The organism is Brevundimonas vesicularis, from assembly GCF_014204545.1.
In the GTDB taxonomy this organism is placed as follows: Bacteria; Pseudomonadota; Alphaproteobacteria; order Caulobacterales; family Caulobacteraceae; genus Brevundimonas; species Brevundimonas vesicularis_B.
Map to the genome: position 1 here is coordinate 138,821 of NZ_JACHLJ010000003.1, position 13,542 is coordinate 152,362.

A 13,542-nucleotide genomic window follows, 5' to 3' on the forward strand; every position below is an offset into this window, starting at 1 on the left:
GTCAGGACTCCTCGGTTCTCAAGTTGGGAGACAGGACGCCGCTGGTCTCACCGGCGGGCATCAACCCCCGCCCGGCGTTGGCGACGAAGAAGGCCTGCAGGGCCTGGGCGCGGGCAGGCGGTCTCGATCCGCCTGACGCGGTCGATCCGGCGGCGGCCCGGTGAAAATCGGAATTGGCGGCCTGAGCCTCCGCCGCGACCTTCCCGGCCGGCCGACCGGAACGCGCCCCGCCGCCATCGTTGGCCGCGCCGCCGGACCCTGTGGCTTCGCCCGAAGCCGAACCCGATGCCTGGCGAGGCTGCCAAGCCACGGCGGGCTCAGACACGCCGCCAAGGGAAGACGAGGGTGCGGCGGACATCGCCCCGCCCGACGGCCGACGCGGACCGGACGGCGAGGGATTGTCATTGGAGGGTTTGGGAGGCGTCGAGGGCGGAGGCGACATTGGCGGGGTCGGGGGTCGGCCGCCTCCAGCGCCGGCCGCAGCCCGGGCCGGGCCAGACATCTTCGCCGCGCCGCCTGCGACGGCCGTGCCCGCACCCGCGATCCCGGCTCCGGCCAAAGCGGCGCTGCCGCCGACGGCGATCCCGGCCGTGATGGCGGAGCCGGCGCCCAGGGCCGGCCCGCCCGTGACCAGGGCCGAGGCCAGATTAGGGATGAACATCGCCAGCATGGCCAGAAGGATCGAGGCGACGAGGATGCTCAACGCCTCGTAGATGTCGGGATTGGCCGAGGGCTGGAGCTGGTCGAAGACGGTCCGGGCCCCGGAGATCACGATGGCCAGGGCGAGCACCTTGAGGCCCGACGACACGACGTATCCGAGAGGCCGCTCCGCGAGAAAGGCGGACTTGTTCCAGATGCCGAAGGGCAGGAGGATGAACCCGCCCAGAGTGACGATCTTGAACTCGAGCAGGGCCACGATGATCTGCAGCGCCAGCACGGCAAAGGCCAGCATGATGCCGATCATGGCCAAGCCCAGGATCAGGGCGTCGGCCATGTTGCCGACCACGTCGAGCGGATTGTCGACGGGCGCAGGCGTCTCGCCGAGCGCCTTCACGATCTCCCAGCCCTGGGCCAGGATGGCCCCGGGATTGAGAAAGTCGGCCCGGCTGAGCGAACCGCCGCCGGCCGTCAGACCAAGCTCAATGAAGCCGGCGTAGATCGTCTCCGACAGCTGTTGCCAGTCATTGATCAGCCAGGCGAAGGCTCCGATCAGCAGCACCTTTCCAAAGCCGGAGGCCAGGACTTCGCGATTGGACGACATCGCCCACTGGATACCGGTCAGGGCGACGACCAGGACGATCAGGAGCCCGAAGACGCCGTTGACCGCGCCCTGCAGGGCGTCGAACCCAGCCGAAATGGTGTTTGAGAACACCACCATCAGCTCATTGGGGGTTTCCACTCCGACCGACATCGTTCCGCTCCTCAGTCCCGCGCGTGCGACAGGGGATCGAAGGCCGGTGCGGCGGGCGTTCCGGCCGAGCCCGCCCAGCGGCGGCGACGGGCCTCGTCCCCCGAGGCCTGGGTTGCGGCGTCGCGCGCCGTCGCCTCGGCCAGAAGCCGGGACTGGGCCAGCATGATGGTGCGCAGCGCCGCCAGATCCTCGGCCAGGACAGCCAGCATCTGGTTGGAGGACTGGATCGCGGCGGTCTGGCCTGCGGCGGCCTCGCTGGCCGAGAGGGCGCCGGTCAGCCGCTGATTGCGTCCCTGTCCCAAACGTTCGAGTTCGGCGGCCGTGCGCGCAACATCCTCGGCCGTGCGCCGGGCGTTCGCGGTGCGGGCCTGACCCTGCTCCAGAAGGCGCAGCATGTCCGAACCGGACAGGTCATCGGGATAGAGGCTCTGGAACTGTTGCTCCAGGCCGCCGACCGAGCTGGCGATTCCGCGCGCCGTGCGGGCCAGTTCGGCCATGTCGCGCAACGCCTGGCTGTTGCCGGTCAGGTGGCTGTAAGGCGAGGCCGCAAGGCTCTTGGCCTCATTGGCCAGGCTCTCCAGCTGACGCGCCGCCTGAAGCGCGTTTTCGATGTGGTTGCGGGGGTCGAAGACGACCTGTTGTGCAGGCGCCGGGGTCGCGGTCGCCAGCAGGCTGACCGCGATGAGGCCGGCGGCCAGGATCTGGGCCGGCCTATTCGGCCGCGAGCGGTCGGGCGAAGGCGTCGAAAACAGCATCAACATTGTGCACTCCCTTGGCTGTGAGAAATTCCCGCGCGAATCCGGCCCCTCCGGAGGCGGCGAGAATGTCGTCGATGAGGGTCTGGTCTTCCGGTGCGCTGGCCCCGCACAAGGCTAGGGCCACGCCGGTCAGGCGCAGGTCGAACAGGCGTCGGCCGCGCGGCTGGCGCCAGTAATATGCCCGCTTGGGCGTGGCGAAGGCGATCAGCTCGAGCTGGCGGCGGTTCAGGCCGAAGGCCTGGTAGAGCCGTGCCGACGAGGGTTCGAGCGCGCGGGGGTTGGGCAGGAAGACCTGGGTCGGGCAGCTCTCGATCAGGCTGGAGGCGATCGGCGAGGCGGCCACGTCGTCCAGGCTCTGAGTCGCGAACACGACGGCGACCCGCTTCTTGCGCAGGGTCTTCAGCCACTCCCTGATCTTGGCGGCAAAGGCGGTCTCGCCGAGGAAGAGCCAGGCCTCGTCGAGCACCAGCAGCGTGGGCCGACCGTCGAAGCTGCGTTCGAGATGATGGAAGAGCGCCGCTAGAACCGGAGCCACGGCCGAGGGCGTGGTCATCAGGCTTTCGAGCTCGAAGGTGTCGAAGCGGCTCGGAACGAGCGCCTCGCCCTCTCCGTCGAGCAGGGCGCCGTGCGGACCTTTGAGTGTCAGGGGCTCCAGCGCCGCAGCGACGGCCTTGTCCTGAACCAGGGCGCAGAAGACGGTCAGAGTGCGCTGCGGCACGGGGGCGTCGGCCAGGGCCGCGAGCGCCGCCCAGATCTCTTCACGAATCCTTGGAACAGGCTCCAGCCCCGCGAGCCGGACGGTCTCTGCGATCCATTCCGACGCCCAGGCCCGTTCGATCTCCTGGTCGATGCGCGCCAGAGGCTGCAGCGAGAACCGCGCGCCGGGCTCCAGTGCACGCCAGCAACCGCCGGCAGCGAGTGTCGCGGCCCGCGCCGATCGGCCCTTGTCGAAGAACACCACCCGCGCTTCGGGGTAGCGGAACCACTGCAGGGCCAGGAAGGACAGAAGCGCGCTCTTGCCCGAGCCCGTGGGTCCGACGACCATGGCGTGGCCGACATCGCCAACGTGGAGCACCAGCCGGAAAGGTGTGGATCCCGTCGTCCGGGCCGTCGCCAGCGGTGGGCCGTCCAGATTGAGGTCCACGGACGGGCCGGCCCAGACCGCCGATACCGGCAGCAGATCGGCCAGGTTCAGCGTCGAGACGAGCGGCCGGCGGACGTCAGCATAGGGCTCGCCGGGCAGTGAGCCAAGCCAGGCCTCAACGGCGTTCAAATCCTCAATCCGGGCCAGCAAACCTTGGGCGTTCAAGGCCGCCTCGACGGCTCGCGCCTTGGCGGCAGCGCCCTCTTCCGTCGCATCCAGCACCGTTACCGTGAGGGTGAGATAGCCGAAAGCGCAGGCCTCGGCCCCCAGGGCAGCGAGCGCCCCATCGCACTCCTCGGTCTTGGAGGCCGCGTCGGTATCGAGGAGCGGCACCTCCTCCTTGGTGATGGCTTCACGCAGGAGAACACCGACACCCTTGCGTTTGGCGAACCAGCGCTTCCTCAGCTTGACGATCTCGCGCTCGGCCTCCGGCTTGTCGAGACCGATCCAGCGGGCCGTCCAACGGTAGGGAAAAGGAAGGGCGCCCAGCGCGTCGAGCAACCCGGGCCGGGTGACCGATGGCAAACCCCGCACGGACACGACCTTGAGCCAGCGATCGCCGAGGCGTGGGGCGATCCCGCCCGAGAGGTCGGCGTCCGCCAGCCAGGCGTCCAGATACATCGGCGAATCCGGCGCGGCGACCGGGAAGGTCCTGGGCGACACGCAGTCGTGCAACCAGGTCAGCAGGTCGGTGTCGTCTAGCGGGTCGATCTCGGGAAGGGCGTCCGACAGGAGGTCGAGCGTGGTCGCCGCCTCGCGGGTGAAGACCGCCACGGCCTGGCGCCAGTCCGCGCCGCCCTTGGCCAGGCCGTCGAACAGCCAGCGCTCCATTCTCCGCGTCTCGTCGGCCGGCGGCAGCCAGGTCAGGGCCAGACGAAAATCCGTCTCGAAGGCCGGGTCGCCGGCCTCGAAGCGGCTCCGACGTTCCTCGTCGAGAAGCCAGGCGACATCCAGGTCGAACGCGCTCTCCGGATAGGGGGCGGCCTCGCGGCGGCGCGCCTCCATATGCAGGCACCAGCCCGTCCCGAGCCGCTTGAGCGCATTGTTCAGACGCGCCCGGACGGCCATCAGCTCGTCTTCGGTCGAGGATTCCAGGTCCGGTCCCCGGAACCGAAAAGCCGTCGTGAACGAGCCGTCCTTGTTGAGGACCACGCCCGGCGCGACCAAGGCGGCCCAGGGCAGGTGGTCGGCCAAGGCCGCCGGGCGTCTGCGATGTTCTTCGAGAAAGCGCATCGGCCCCTCACGCGTCCAGATGGCCAGGCAGGGCGAGGTGTCGCCGGAGCACGTCGAAGAACCGGCGGTCCGCCCTGGCCGCCCACAGGCCGATCGCATGGGCGACGGCCCACCACAGGAGGCCGAGCCACCAGATCCGCAGTGCGAGGCCGAGCACCACGGCGATCGTGCCCATGGCGATGGCGTAGTCTCTCGGCATCCCGGCCATGAGGACGGGCTCGGTCAGGGCCTGGGCGACCGGAAGGTCCCAGCCCTCCGGTCGGCCGTCTTGGAGGGAGCCGGCCATCATCCGATCTCCGCCCCGCCGGCGAAGCCGAAGAAGTCGAGGAAGAAGGTCGAGGCCGCGAAGGCGATGCAAAGGCCGAACATGATGCCCAGACCGCGCCGCATCGAGGAACCGTTCTCGCTCATCGCGATCCCGGCGCCGAAGACGACCACCGCAACGACCGCTGCGGCCTGGACCACGGGCCCGGTGATGGACTGGACCACCTGCTGGAGCGGCCCTTCCCAGGGCATCCCTGAACCTCCGGCCAGGGCCGGCCGGGCCATCATCAGGCCGCACGTCATCATCGCGCCGAACAGGCGGCGCCCAAGTCTTCCACGCATGTCTTGCTTCCTGTGTTCAGCGCGTCTCAGCGCGATGCATCACATTGCAAGCAAATCTATCCACAGGTTGTCAACTGTGTGGATCGATTATTTTACGCGACTTGCAAACGACTGTCAGACAACTCGAAAAGACTCAAAATATGACTTGTGATGACTTGTGGTCCAAAAGTCGCCCCGACCTCGATGGCGACTTCCCACGACTTGCGTTTCGTGCCCGACAGCGCTCGTTGCCAAACGACGCCGCCTCAATTTCAGGTGAAGGATTGGCCTCAAGCCAAGACGCTGATTGCGTAGCCGTCGTCACCCAACGGCTCGACGCCGACCACAGCCTGGACCTTCCGCCCGGTCAGGGCGCGCCAGATGTGGGCATCTAATCGATCAATGGATGATCGTGCGGCGCGGTGTTCAGAGGAAAATTTGGACGACTGGCTTCCCCAACCCGACAGATGGCGAAATCGAAAGCGTCCGGTCGTGCCCTCAACCGGCGCAGCAAGAGAGTTTGCTGACGTCCTTGTTGAATGTCAGTGCGGCCAGCTTCAGGCCCTCGACGGTCGTAAGATAGGGGAAGATCGTGTCGGCCAACTGCTCCACCGTCATTCCGCATTTGATCGCCACCGCTGCGGTCTGGATGCTGTCGGCCCCTTCCGGCGCTAGAATATGCGCGCCGAGGAGTTGCCGCGTGCTGCGATCCGCCACCAGCTTGATGAGTCCACGCGTGTCCCTGGCTGCGAGCGCGCGAGGGACATGGTCCAAGGTGATCATCGAGGTCTGGACATCGTGACCAGCCGCGAGGGCCGCAGCTTCCGTCAGTCCCACCGTCGCCACCTGCGGATCGGTGAAGACGACCGCCGGCATTGCGCGATTGTCGTAGACTTGAGTATCGCCGTTCAGGGCGTTCCTAGCGGCCAGTCGCGCGCCGTAGGCGGCCATATAGACGAATTGGTCGCTCCCGGTGACATCGCCCGCGGCGTAGACGCCCGCGCGCGTCGTGCGCATCCGGTCGTCGATAACGATGCCTCCCGTTGGGGACATCTGAACGCCCATCTCGGATAGCCCCATCCCCTCGGAGTTAGGAACCCGGCCCGTCGCGTTCAGAACACGCTCCGCGGTGATCGCCCCGGGGCTGCCGGACTGCGTGAAGGTGAGCGTCACCTCCTCGCCGGACGAGTTGATGGCCCCGTATACGGCCCCCGCCACGACCTTGACACCCTCTTCGGTGAGATAGCGTTGCAGCGCCTCGCTGATTTCGGGTTCGCCCTCAGGCAATAGCCGGGAGCGGCAGGCGATGGTGACGCGGACGCCCGCCCGGCTGAACATCTGGGCCAGTTCCGCGCCGATATAGCCGCCGCCGATAACCAGCATCGATCGGGGCAGGGACTCCAGTTCGAGCGCGGTCGTACTGGTCAGGTAGGGCACGGACTCGATGCCGGAGATCGCTGGAACCCCTGGACGGGAACCTGTCGCGATGATCACCTTATCCGCAGTCAGCCGGACGCCTCCGACTTCCACGCCGCCCTCGATGAGTCTCGCCGCGCCAGCGTGGTAGGTGATGGCGTCATAGCCCTGCAGCACGTTCTCGTACTTGGCCTGGCGAAGGTCGTCGACCAGTCTGTCCTTCTGGCGAACCGTCTCGGACCACTCAGCGATGGCGGCCGATGCCCGGACGCCGTCGAAGCGGCTCGCGGCCCGGGCCTGGTGTAGGGGTTCGACCGCCCGGATCATGGCCTTGGACGGTACGCATCCGACGTTGACGCAAGTTCCGCCTATCGTTCCGTCTCCGACGAGCGCGACCCGAGCGCCCTGTTCCGCCGCCGTGATGGCGGCCGAAAATCCGGCCGATCCCGCCCCCACCACGACGAGATCGTAGGTCTTGGCGATATCTCGTGAGGGCGTGCAACAATCACTCATTCGGTCCGGATCCTTCTAAATAGACTCTGCCGCTAACAAGGCGGCTTCAAACCCGACAGGCCCGGCCTTCGTCGGATAGCGGCGCGAGCTGGATGTCATCACGATCGTCTGCTGACGCGGAGACTGACCGCGGGAAACCTGATCGAATGTTAGCCTCGAGGCGTCACGACCGGATGCCGGCAGCCTCTATCGGCCCGCCTGAACACGCGCGGGATAGCCGGCCCTGGTCGATGCGAGCGCAAGGGCGGCAGGCGTCACCCGGGCGTCATCATAGGTCACCATCGCCACGGCCTGTCCAGTCCCGCCCGGGGTCACGGTGACGGTCACCGCCGCAACGCCGGGCACGCGCGAGATGGTCCGACGGACGATGGGAGCGCACGTCCCGCAGGACACATTGCTAACGTCGAGCCTCACCGTGCGTTCGGCGGCCTTGGCGGCATCGGCGGTTGTGAGAGCCGCCGCGAAAACGAGGGCGGTGCGGATTGAAAGGCTCATGATCGTAGTCTCCAAGAAAAAATCAGGCGCCGATCAGCAGCGGCGCGACATAGGGAAATGCCAGAGCGAGGACGACAAGCAGGGTCGCCGTCCAGAGCGCGATCTTGACGAGGCGGGTCGAGGGAGGCCGGGCGCAGTTCACCTCTTCGGCGCAGAGGGCCCGCGGCTGACGGTAGACCCGGTAGAAGCCGAGGCTCACGAAGACCACGGCGGCGGCCACGAAATAAAGGTGGTAGGGGGCCAACGCCGTGACGTTGCCGATCCATGCTCCGCTGATTCCGAGCGCGAACAAGGTCAGGGGCAATACACAGCAGGAAGTCGCGCCGATCGCGGCGACAAGTCCTCCGACGGCAAGCCACCTGCGAGCGTTGGGTTTGTCGTTGCGCGCCAAATGTCCGCCGAGTTCTTGCTTGCCGTCTGCCATTGACACTCTCACGTCTTCACGGGTCGATACACACTAGGTAGGGTCTGTAGTCACTACAGATACAAGGGGTAAAACGCTTTATGGACAAATCGGCCCTGCGGGATACGGCCCCACAGCTTCCTATTGGCGAGTTATCCCGGCGGACCGGGGTCAACATCGAAACCGTGCGCTATTACGAGAAGATCGGCCTGATGCCCGCGCCTGCTCGCAGCAGGGGTGGACACCGCCTCTATGGCCGCGGCCATCTGCTCCGGCTCAATTTCGTGCGCCGGGCCCGGGAGCTTGGGTTCACGCTGAATGAAATAAGGGATTTGCTCGAACTGGCCGAGCAGCGCGATCTTCCGTGCGCGGAGGCACGCGTGGTCGCCGCCGCCCATCTGGGCGACGTCCGCTCCAAGCTGGTTGCCCTGAGGAAGATGGAAGAGGTGCTCGTCGAGATGGTCTCGCGCTGCGCCGATGGCACCACGCCGGATTGCCCGATCCTGGAAGCCCTGTTTGATTCCGAGGCCGGGAGCCGGCCGGCGCGGTGAACGGCCCCTGCCCGCCCGCAGCTTTCAGGATCGGACTTTGTATCCCGCCTCATCCAGGGTTCTGGCCGTTGATCTCTGGCGCTGTTCCGTGACGGTGAGCCTCGCCTCACCACGTCACGCAGTCGACTCGACGGATTCTGCAAAGACGAGAACGCTCTTGTATCTGTAGGGACTACAGACCCTACTCTGTTGTCCGAGACGGTCGACACCAGCGCGCTCAACCCTTGCTGGGGTCAGATCGCCGTATCCAGCTCACCGAGGAAAATCATGCCGGACCAAAAACCCATCACCCGCGCAGCTGACAAGGCGGGCGTAGTCGGCGCGATTGTCGCGGCTATGGGCTGTGCGGCGTGTTTTCCCGCACTCGGCAGCTTGGCTGCAGCCTTGGGTCTAGGCTTCTTGAGTCAGTATGAAGGGGTCTTCATCCGCTACCTGCTCCCTCTGTTCGCGGTCATCGCGTTGGCCGCCAATGTGGCCGGCGGCATGCGCCATCGGCGATGGTCGAGAATGACCCTAGGCATGGTCGGACCTCTGCTGGTATTGGCCGCCGCCTTGCTGATGGCGAGCTTTGGCTGGCCCACGGCTTGGCTCCTTTACCCAGGGCTGACGTTGATGATCGCTGTGTCGATCTGGGATCTGGTGTCCACGCCGAAAAGGAGGCTCACCGGCGCGGCTTGAGTTCCCTCTCCCCGGTAAAGACGAGCGGATGAGCACCAAGGCCTCTCGTCGTAGGATCACACCCTGCGGCCAACTCATCGTTCGTCAGAACAGGATCGGTGGTAAGGAGATTCAGAGCGCTGAGTCATGTCCTTGAATCTGCAGGGCCCACAGACTCTATCTCCGTTCCGAAGCGATGCGGCCGGTCTGGTTACGCGAGCTAGACCCGAAGAAGTGGCGTGAGGACCCAACCTTGGCTGCTGCCTGTCGCCCTTGTTCTAGCGCCGGCCGAATCGGTGCCCATGTCGCTTGGCGCTGCTGGACTATTTGTCGGCCGACCACGCTGTCGCCCTCGCCGACGGCAAGGTGATCGGCCCCGCCGAATACGTTCGACCAAAATCAGGCCAGGACGCTGATCGCGTAGCCGTCGTCGCCTGCGGGCTCGACCCCGAGCACAGCTTCGACCTGCCGTCCGGCGGCGGTCCGCCGGATGTGGACAATTCGATCGACCGCCTGAGCGATCGCCCGGCTCGGCTTACGCGACGAAACTTCGGCAATCAGGTCTTCGATTCTACGCAGAACATCGTCGGCCGAGTTGGCGTGAAGGGTCGACAGTCCGCCGGGATGGCCCGTGTTCCAGCTCTTCAAGGTCTCCAGCGCTGCCGCCCCGTCGCGCATTTCACCGACGACGATCCGATCGGGTCGCATCCGCAGCGCGTCACGAACCAGATCGACCACACCGATCGGGATCGGCTGTCGGCGGGTCAACACCGACACAGTGTCCCAGGCTGAACACTGAAGCTCTGGCGTATCTTCAACGAGAAAGACTCGATCCCGGGCGAAGGCCGGCTCCGCAAGAACGGCGTTGGCGAGGGTGGTCTTGCCGGATCCGGTGCCTCCCGAGATGAGGATGTTGAGTCGCTGCTCCGCAGCGCCACGCAGCACGACCGCCTGCTGATCGGTCATGGCGCCGTCGCGGACATAGTCTTCGAGACTCCAGATTACAGAAGGTCGTTTGCGGATCGAAAACGCAGGCGCGCTCGTGACCGGCGGCAGCATGCCCTGAAACCGTTCACCTGTCCCAGGCAGGACTCCAGCGAGCCGGGGATCGTCGCGCGTTACGGTCTCGCCGACATAGTCTGCGATCAGACGAATGACGCGCTCCCGCGACTCCGCCGACAGCGTCGCGCCTGTATCCCGACGCCCTTCGCCGCTGCGGTCGAGGATCAGACGGCCATCGGGATTAACGAGGATCTCGACGACCGCCGGCTCGACCAGGGCCGCCAGAATGGTGTCGCCCAATGCATGGCGCAGCGCCTCGAGCTTGCGCTCGGCGATGATCGGATGGACCGCCATCAGTTGGCCTGGCCGAACGCCCGGCCTTCGTCGGGCACGGGACGTTCAGTCCGTCCGGCGACAATGCGGGCGGCCGTGGCGTCCAGGAGTCGTTCGATACGACGATCGACGGCCGCCTGGACCGTGGGGTCCTCGTCGACGATCGCGTCGGGGAGCCGGACGAAGAAGGCGCGGGCCACCTCGATCAGCAATTCCTGGACGATCTGCATGTCGCGAGCCGTGGATCGCATATGGTCGCGAAGCGACCGTTCGAGCTGCAGCAGACGATCCTCGGGATCAGCCTGGGGACTCTTCTGCAGGCCACGGGCGATGGCCCGGCCCGCCGCCTGACTGAGCGGCATCTTGCCGCTGCGCGCCTCCCGATTGAGACCGGATACGATCTTAGGATCGGTCAGATAAACCTGAACGCGGGCGCTCGCCGCTTCTTTCCTAGCCATCGCCTAGACCTCGCAAATGATCGAACGCCGCATCCTGCGCGGCCATCTCCTGCGCCACCCGCCCGTAGATATCGGCCACACGCGCTGCGACCTTCTTGTCGTCCATCGCTGCGGCCACTTCCTTGAACAGCGGCAGAGACGCCTCTGCATCCTCGCCCAGACTGCGGCGACCGGCCCATGGGTGCGGAGTTCCGGGCGGCGCATCTAGCCGTTCTTCTTGGTCAGGCGCGTGGTCGCGCGCCCGGGTCCGAAACGGTTCGCGGACGTCATAGAGAAGCTTGGTCGTCCGCAGCGGTCGGGCGCCGGCGGCGAACACCAGCTGGATGTCGTCCGGAAGGGCGCGGATCTCGCCCGGCTCCAGCAGCGGCCGCTCGATCTGCGACCGGGACACCGAGCTGCGGCCAGCCGCCAGCCCCGCCGGCGAACTGCGGCTGGTCCGGGTCTCCAGCACGGACCCCGTCAGCTTCGACACCTTGTCCTGGGTCAGAGGATCGAGCGCGCTGAAGGCCGTGTAGATATGGAGGTTGTCGAGAATGGTGTTGTTGGCGCCGTAGGTCTCGACGATATCGTTAAGAGACTGGGCGACGAACATCACCTTGACCCCGTAGCCGCTGAGCAGGCGCAGGGACTTCTCGAAAAAACTGACCCGGCCGAGCAACGGGAACTCATCCATCAGCATGAGAAGGTTATGGCGCTTGGGCCGCCCATCGGCGGCTTCGGTCTCCCGAACCGTCAGGGACTGGGCTGCAGCGTAGAAGAAAAGACGCACCAAGGGCCTCAGCGCTGCGCTGTCAGCCGGCGCGACCTGAACATAGAGAGACAGGGGCGCCTCAGCGCACATCAGGTCCCCCATGGAGAAATCCGACCGGGACAGGGAGCGCTCGATGTCCTCGCCCGCCAGCCATTTGAGGTAGGAGCGCGCCGTCCCCTGGACCGAGGTCCGGAAGCGATCATGCATCGCCGCATAGCCCTTGACCGCCGTGGCGATGAACGGATGTGTCTTCGGTTCGCCGCTTGGACCCGGACGGTGCAAAGTTTTGGTCATGACGTCGGCGGCGCTGTCGAGGTCGGCCAACATTTCGCGGACCTTGACCAGGGTCTTTTCGTCATCCTCGGCGGTGTAGAGGACGTGCAGGATCACGGCCTCGAGGATTTCCGACGCAGCCTTGTCCCAGATCGCCTCATCATCGCGGACGCCGCCGGGATCGGAGAGAATGGAGACCAGTCGCTGAACGTGGGCGAGCTCTCCCGGTCCCGGCAGAATTTCCGCGAGCGGATTCCAGCAGGCCGAGGCTGGATCGCGCGGATCGAAGTACAGTGCGTGGCTGAACCGGGCGCGCCAGCCGCTGCTGAGCCGCCAGAGCTCCCGCTTGGGATCATGAACCAGCACGCTGGAGTTCCACGACAACAGCGTCGGCATGACGTGGCCGCGCCCCTTGCCCGACCGGGTGCCGCCGGTCACGAGACTGGGACGGAGGTCGGTCGTTGCGAGAACGCGTCGTCCAAGGACGCCGAGGATGCATCCGCCGAGGGCAGTCAGCCCGGCGCCTTTGGCGTCCTTGAGCTCTCCCCAGCCCCGGATGCGTCGATGGGTCTTGTCTCCCGCCAGCGTCCCCAACCCCAGCCCCCCGACGCCGCCGACCAGGATCAACGGCGCGCACCGCGACATCACGGCCTGCGCCTCGGCGCCGAAGGCATACCGCCAGTGCAAAATGGCCCAGGGCGGATAGAGGGCGAGGTCGGGGCCGATGCGCCATGCCGGTCCCAGAGCGTCGGCCCAATGGTAGGTCCAGGCGAACATCTCCGTCGCGCCCTGGGCGCCCACGGCGAGGCCGAACCCCAATCCTGTCAGCTTGGCCCACACCTCAGGAGTCCGGAGGCCGGACATCCCGGCCAGCTTCAGCTTCAAGGATCAACGAAGGAGCGGCGTCCATTCGACGGTGGTGATAGGCGGTCAAGGCGTCGACCAAATCTGTTCCCGACGACCGTTTAAACAGACCCACCAGCGCCGCCGCCTCATGGTCGAAATCCTCGAACACCCGGCGTTCCGCCTCGGCCAGCTGCAACAGCGGACTGTTCACCCGGTCATAGGCGTCCACCAAGGCCGCATTGCCTGTGGTTCTAACCGCCCTGAACATGTGATCGGAAAGGGTGCGGCATGTTCTCTGCAGTCCACCGCCGCGCAGTACGGGTCTCGCCGCGGGATCCCCGCCCTTCAGGCTGGTCGTGAGGCACAGCAGGCGGAAGGCGAACCTGTCGCGGACAAGAGCGGCGTCAAGTCGGGGAGCCAGAAAGCCTCCCAGGGGCGCTCGCTCGATCAGGCCGAACCCACACAGCCAGCCCAGGGCCTCGCGAACCGGCGTAGCGGATAGATTCAGCCGGCGCGCCTCCTCGATGATCACCACCGGGGCTCCCGGCGTGAAGGCGCCCTGTTCGGCCCGTGCGCGAAGGCTTTCCAGGGCCAGGGTGAAAGGGTCATGCTTGCGGATCAAGGTGAGCTCCGATGGCAAACGCCCACTATGGCGCCTGCCCACGCCTCGCCAATGAGTTGCAGCCACGGGCGATCCGTCTCGGTCGCAAATC

Annotated in this window: 14 protein-coding genes; 2 read left to right on the plus strand and 12 right to left on the minus strand. The window is 66.3% G+C overall.

The annotated features are described in order from the left end of the window. Nucleotide 1: 1 nt before the first annotated feature. The 8 genes from trbL to HNP47_RS12560 all read right to left on the minus strand — a co-directional run bounded on the left by trbL (nt 2) and on the right by HNP47_RS12560 (nt 7,979). Nucleotides 2–1,411, minus strand: a complete 1,410-nt coding sequence (gene trbL / locus HNP47_RS12525) for a P-type conjugative transfer protein TrbL (RefSeq protein ID WP_184279840.1) — start codon at nt 1,409–1,411, stop codon at nt 2–4. Between the two features lie 11 nt (nt 1,412–1,422). Then, nucleotides 1,423–2,172 (minus strand): conjugal transfer protein TrbJ, encoded by a 750-nt coding sequence (locus HNP47_RS12530; protein ID WP_035306149.1) that lies wholly within the window; start codon nt 2,170–2,172, stop codon nt 1,423–1,425. Continuing rightward, nucleotides 2,123–4,546: a conjugal transfer protein TrbE gene (gene trbE, locus HNP47_RS12535; RefSeq protein WP_035306084.1), complete on the minus strand. Its 2,424-nt coding sequence runs from the start codon at nt 4,544–4,546 to the stop codon at nt 2,123–2,125. Before trbE ends, HNP47_RS12530 begins: the two co-directional genes overlap by 50 nt. A gap of 7 nt (nt 4,547–4,553) precedes the next feature. Next, a complete protein-coding gene (locus HNP47_RS12540) occupies nt 4,554–4,832 on the minus strand; it encodes a VirB3 family type IV secretion system protein (protein WP_035306146.1) in 279 nt (92 codons plus the stop codon). After that, nucleotides 4,832–5,152 carry a TrbC/VirB2 family protein gene (locus HNP47_RS12545; protein ID WP_035306083.1) on the minus strand — a complete coding sequence of 107 codons (321 nt, stop codon included), beginning with the start codon at nt 5,150–5,152 and terminating at the stop codon, nt 4,832–4,834. Before HNP47_RS12545 ends, HNP47_RS12540 begins: the two co-directional genes overlap by 1 nt. Before the next feature lie 477 nt (nt 5,153–5,629). Beyond that, nucleotides 5,630–7,060, minus strand: coding sequence for a mercury(II) reductase (gene merA, locus HNP47_RS12550; protein WP_035306082.1), 1,431 nt, complete (start codon nt 7,058–7,060; stop codon nt 5,630–5,632). A 186-nt stretch (nt 7,061–7,246) separates the two neighbouring features. Beyond that, nucleotides 7,247–7,555, minus strand: coding sequence for a heavy-metal-associated domain-containing protein (locus tag HNP47_RS12555; protein WP_035306081.1), 309 nt, complete (start codon nt 7,553–7,555; stop codon nt 7,247–7,249). A 22-nt stretch (nt 7,556–7,577) separates the two neighbouring features. Continuing rightward, nucleotides 7,578–7,979 (minus strand): mercuric transporter MerT family protein, encoded by a 402-nt coding sequence (locus HNP47_RS12560; RefSeq protein ID WP_184279841.1) that lies wholly within the window; start codon nt 7,977–7,979, stop codon nt 7,578–7,580. An 80-nt stretch (nt 7,980–8,059) separates the two neighbouring features. Between HNP47_RS12560 and HNP47_RS12565 the strand changes: the two genes are divergently transcribed. Together HNP47_RS12565 and merC are read left to right on the plus strand one after the other, a co-directional pair. Next, the gene (locus tag HNP47_RS12565; RefSeq protein ID WP_035306075.1) at nt 8,060–8,509 is read left to right on the plus strand and encodes a helix-turn-helix domain-containing protein; all 450 of its coding nucleotides are present in this window, start codon (nt 8,060–8,062) and stop codon (nt 8,507–8,509) included. A gap of 267 nt (nt 8,510–8,776) precedes the next feature. Further along, nucleotides 8,777–9,187: an organomercurial transporter MerC gene (merC, locus tag HNP47_RS12570; protein ID WP_035306144.1), complete on the plus strand. Its 411-nt coding sequence runs from the start codon at nt 8,777–8,779 to the stop codon at nt 9,185–9,187. Nucleotides 9,188–9,565: 378 nt separating this feature from the next. Here the strand turns inward: merC and trbB are convergent, their stop codons facing one another. The 4 genes from trbB to HNP47_RS12590 are packed head-to-tail and all read right to left on the minus strand — an operon-like array spanning nt 9,566 to nt 13,451. Beyond that, complete coding sequence (gene trbB / locus HNP47_RS12575) at nt 9,566–10,522, minus strand: P-type conjugative transfer ATPase TrbB (RefSeq protein ID WP_035306072.1); 957 nt, start codon at nt 10,520–10,522, stop codon at nt 9,566–9,568. Further along, entirely contained in the window at nt 10,522–10,959 is a 438-nt protein-coding gene (locus HNP47_RS12580) for a hypothetical protein (RefSeq protein WP_035306069.1), read from the minus strand. Before HNP47_RS12580 ends, trbB begins: the two co-directional genes overlap by 1 nt. Beyond that, a complete protein-coding gene (locus HNP47_RS12585) occupies nt 10,952–12,847 on the minus strand; it encodes a type IV secretory system conjugative DNA transfer family protein (protein WP_221415119.1) in 1,896 nt (631 codons plus the stop codon). Before HNP47_RS12585 ends, HNP47_RS12580 begins: the two co-directional genes overlap by 8 nt. Then, the gene (locus HNP47_RS12590; protein WP_035305731.1) at nt 12,825–13,451 is read right to left on the minus strand and encodes a GntR family transcriptional regulator; all 627 of its coding nucleotides are present in this window, start codon (nt 13,449–13,451) and stop codon (nt 12,825–12,827) included. The genes HNP47_RS12585 and HNP47_RS12590 overlap by 23 nt, the downstream gene beginning before the upstream one ends. Between the last annotated feature and the right edge of the window lie 91 nt (nt 13,452–13,542).

Coding starts and splice junctions, on each gene's coding strand:
- trbL (WP_184279840.1), bottom strand. CDS start 1,411: ATGTCGGTCGGAGTGGAAACCCCCAATGAGCTGATGGTGGTGTTCTCA.
- HNP47_RS12530 (WP_035306149.1), bottom strand. CDS start 2,172: ATGTTGATGCTGTTTTCGACGCCTTCGCCCGACCGCTCGCGGCCGAAT.
- trbE (WP_035306084.1), bottom strand. CDS start 4,546: ATGCGCTTTCTCGAAGAACATCGCAGACGCCCGGCGGCCTTGGCCGAC.
- HNP47_RS12540 (WP_035306146.1), bottom strand. CDS start 4,832: ATGGCCGGCTCCCTCCAAGACGGCCGACCGGAGGGCTGGGACCTTCCG.
- HNP47_RS12545 (WP_035306083.1), bottom strand. CDS start 5,152: ATGCGTGGAAGACTTGGGCGCCGCCTGTTCGGCGCGATGATGACGTGC.
- merA (WP_035306082.1), bottom strand. CDS start 7,060: ATGAGTGATTGTTGCACGCCCTCACGAGATATCGCCAAGACCTACGAT.
- HNP47_RS12555 (WP_035306081.1), bottom strand. CDS start 7,555: ATGAGCCTTTCAATCCGCACCGCCCTCGTTTTCGCGGCGGCTCTCACA.
- HNP47_RS12560 (WP_184279841.1), bottom strand. CDS start 7,979: ATGGCAGACGGCAAGCAAGAACTCGGCGGACATTTGGCGCGCAACGAC.
- HNP47_RS12565 (WP_035306075.1), top strand. CDS start 8,060: ATGGACAAATCGGCCCTGCGGGATACGGCCCCACAGCTTCCTATTGGC.
- merC (WP_035306144.1), top strand. CDS start 8,777: ATGCCGGACCAAAAACCCATCACCCGCGCAGCTGACAAGGCGGGCGTA.
- trbB (WP_035306072.1), bottom strand. CDS start 10,522: ATGGCGGTCCATCCGATCATCGCCGAGCGCAAGCTCGAGGCGCTGCGC.
- HNP47_RS12580 (WP_035306069.1), bottom strand. CDS start 10,959: ATGGCTAGGAAAGAAGCGGCGAGCGCCCGCGTTCAGGTTTATCTGACC.
- HNP47_RS12585 (WP_221415119.1), bottom strand. CDS start 12,847: ATGTCCGGCCTCCGGACTCCTGAGGTGTGGGCCAAGCTGACAGGATTG.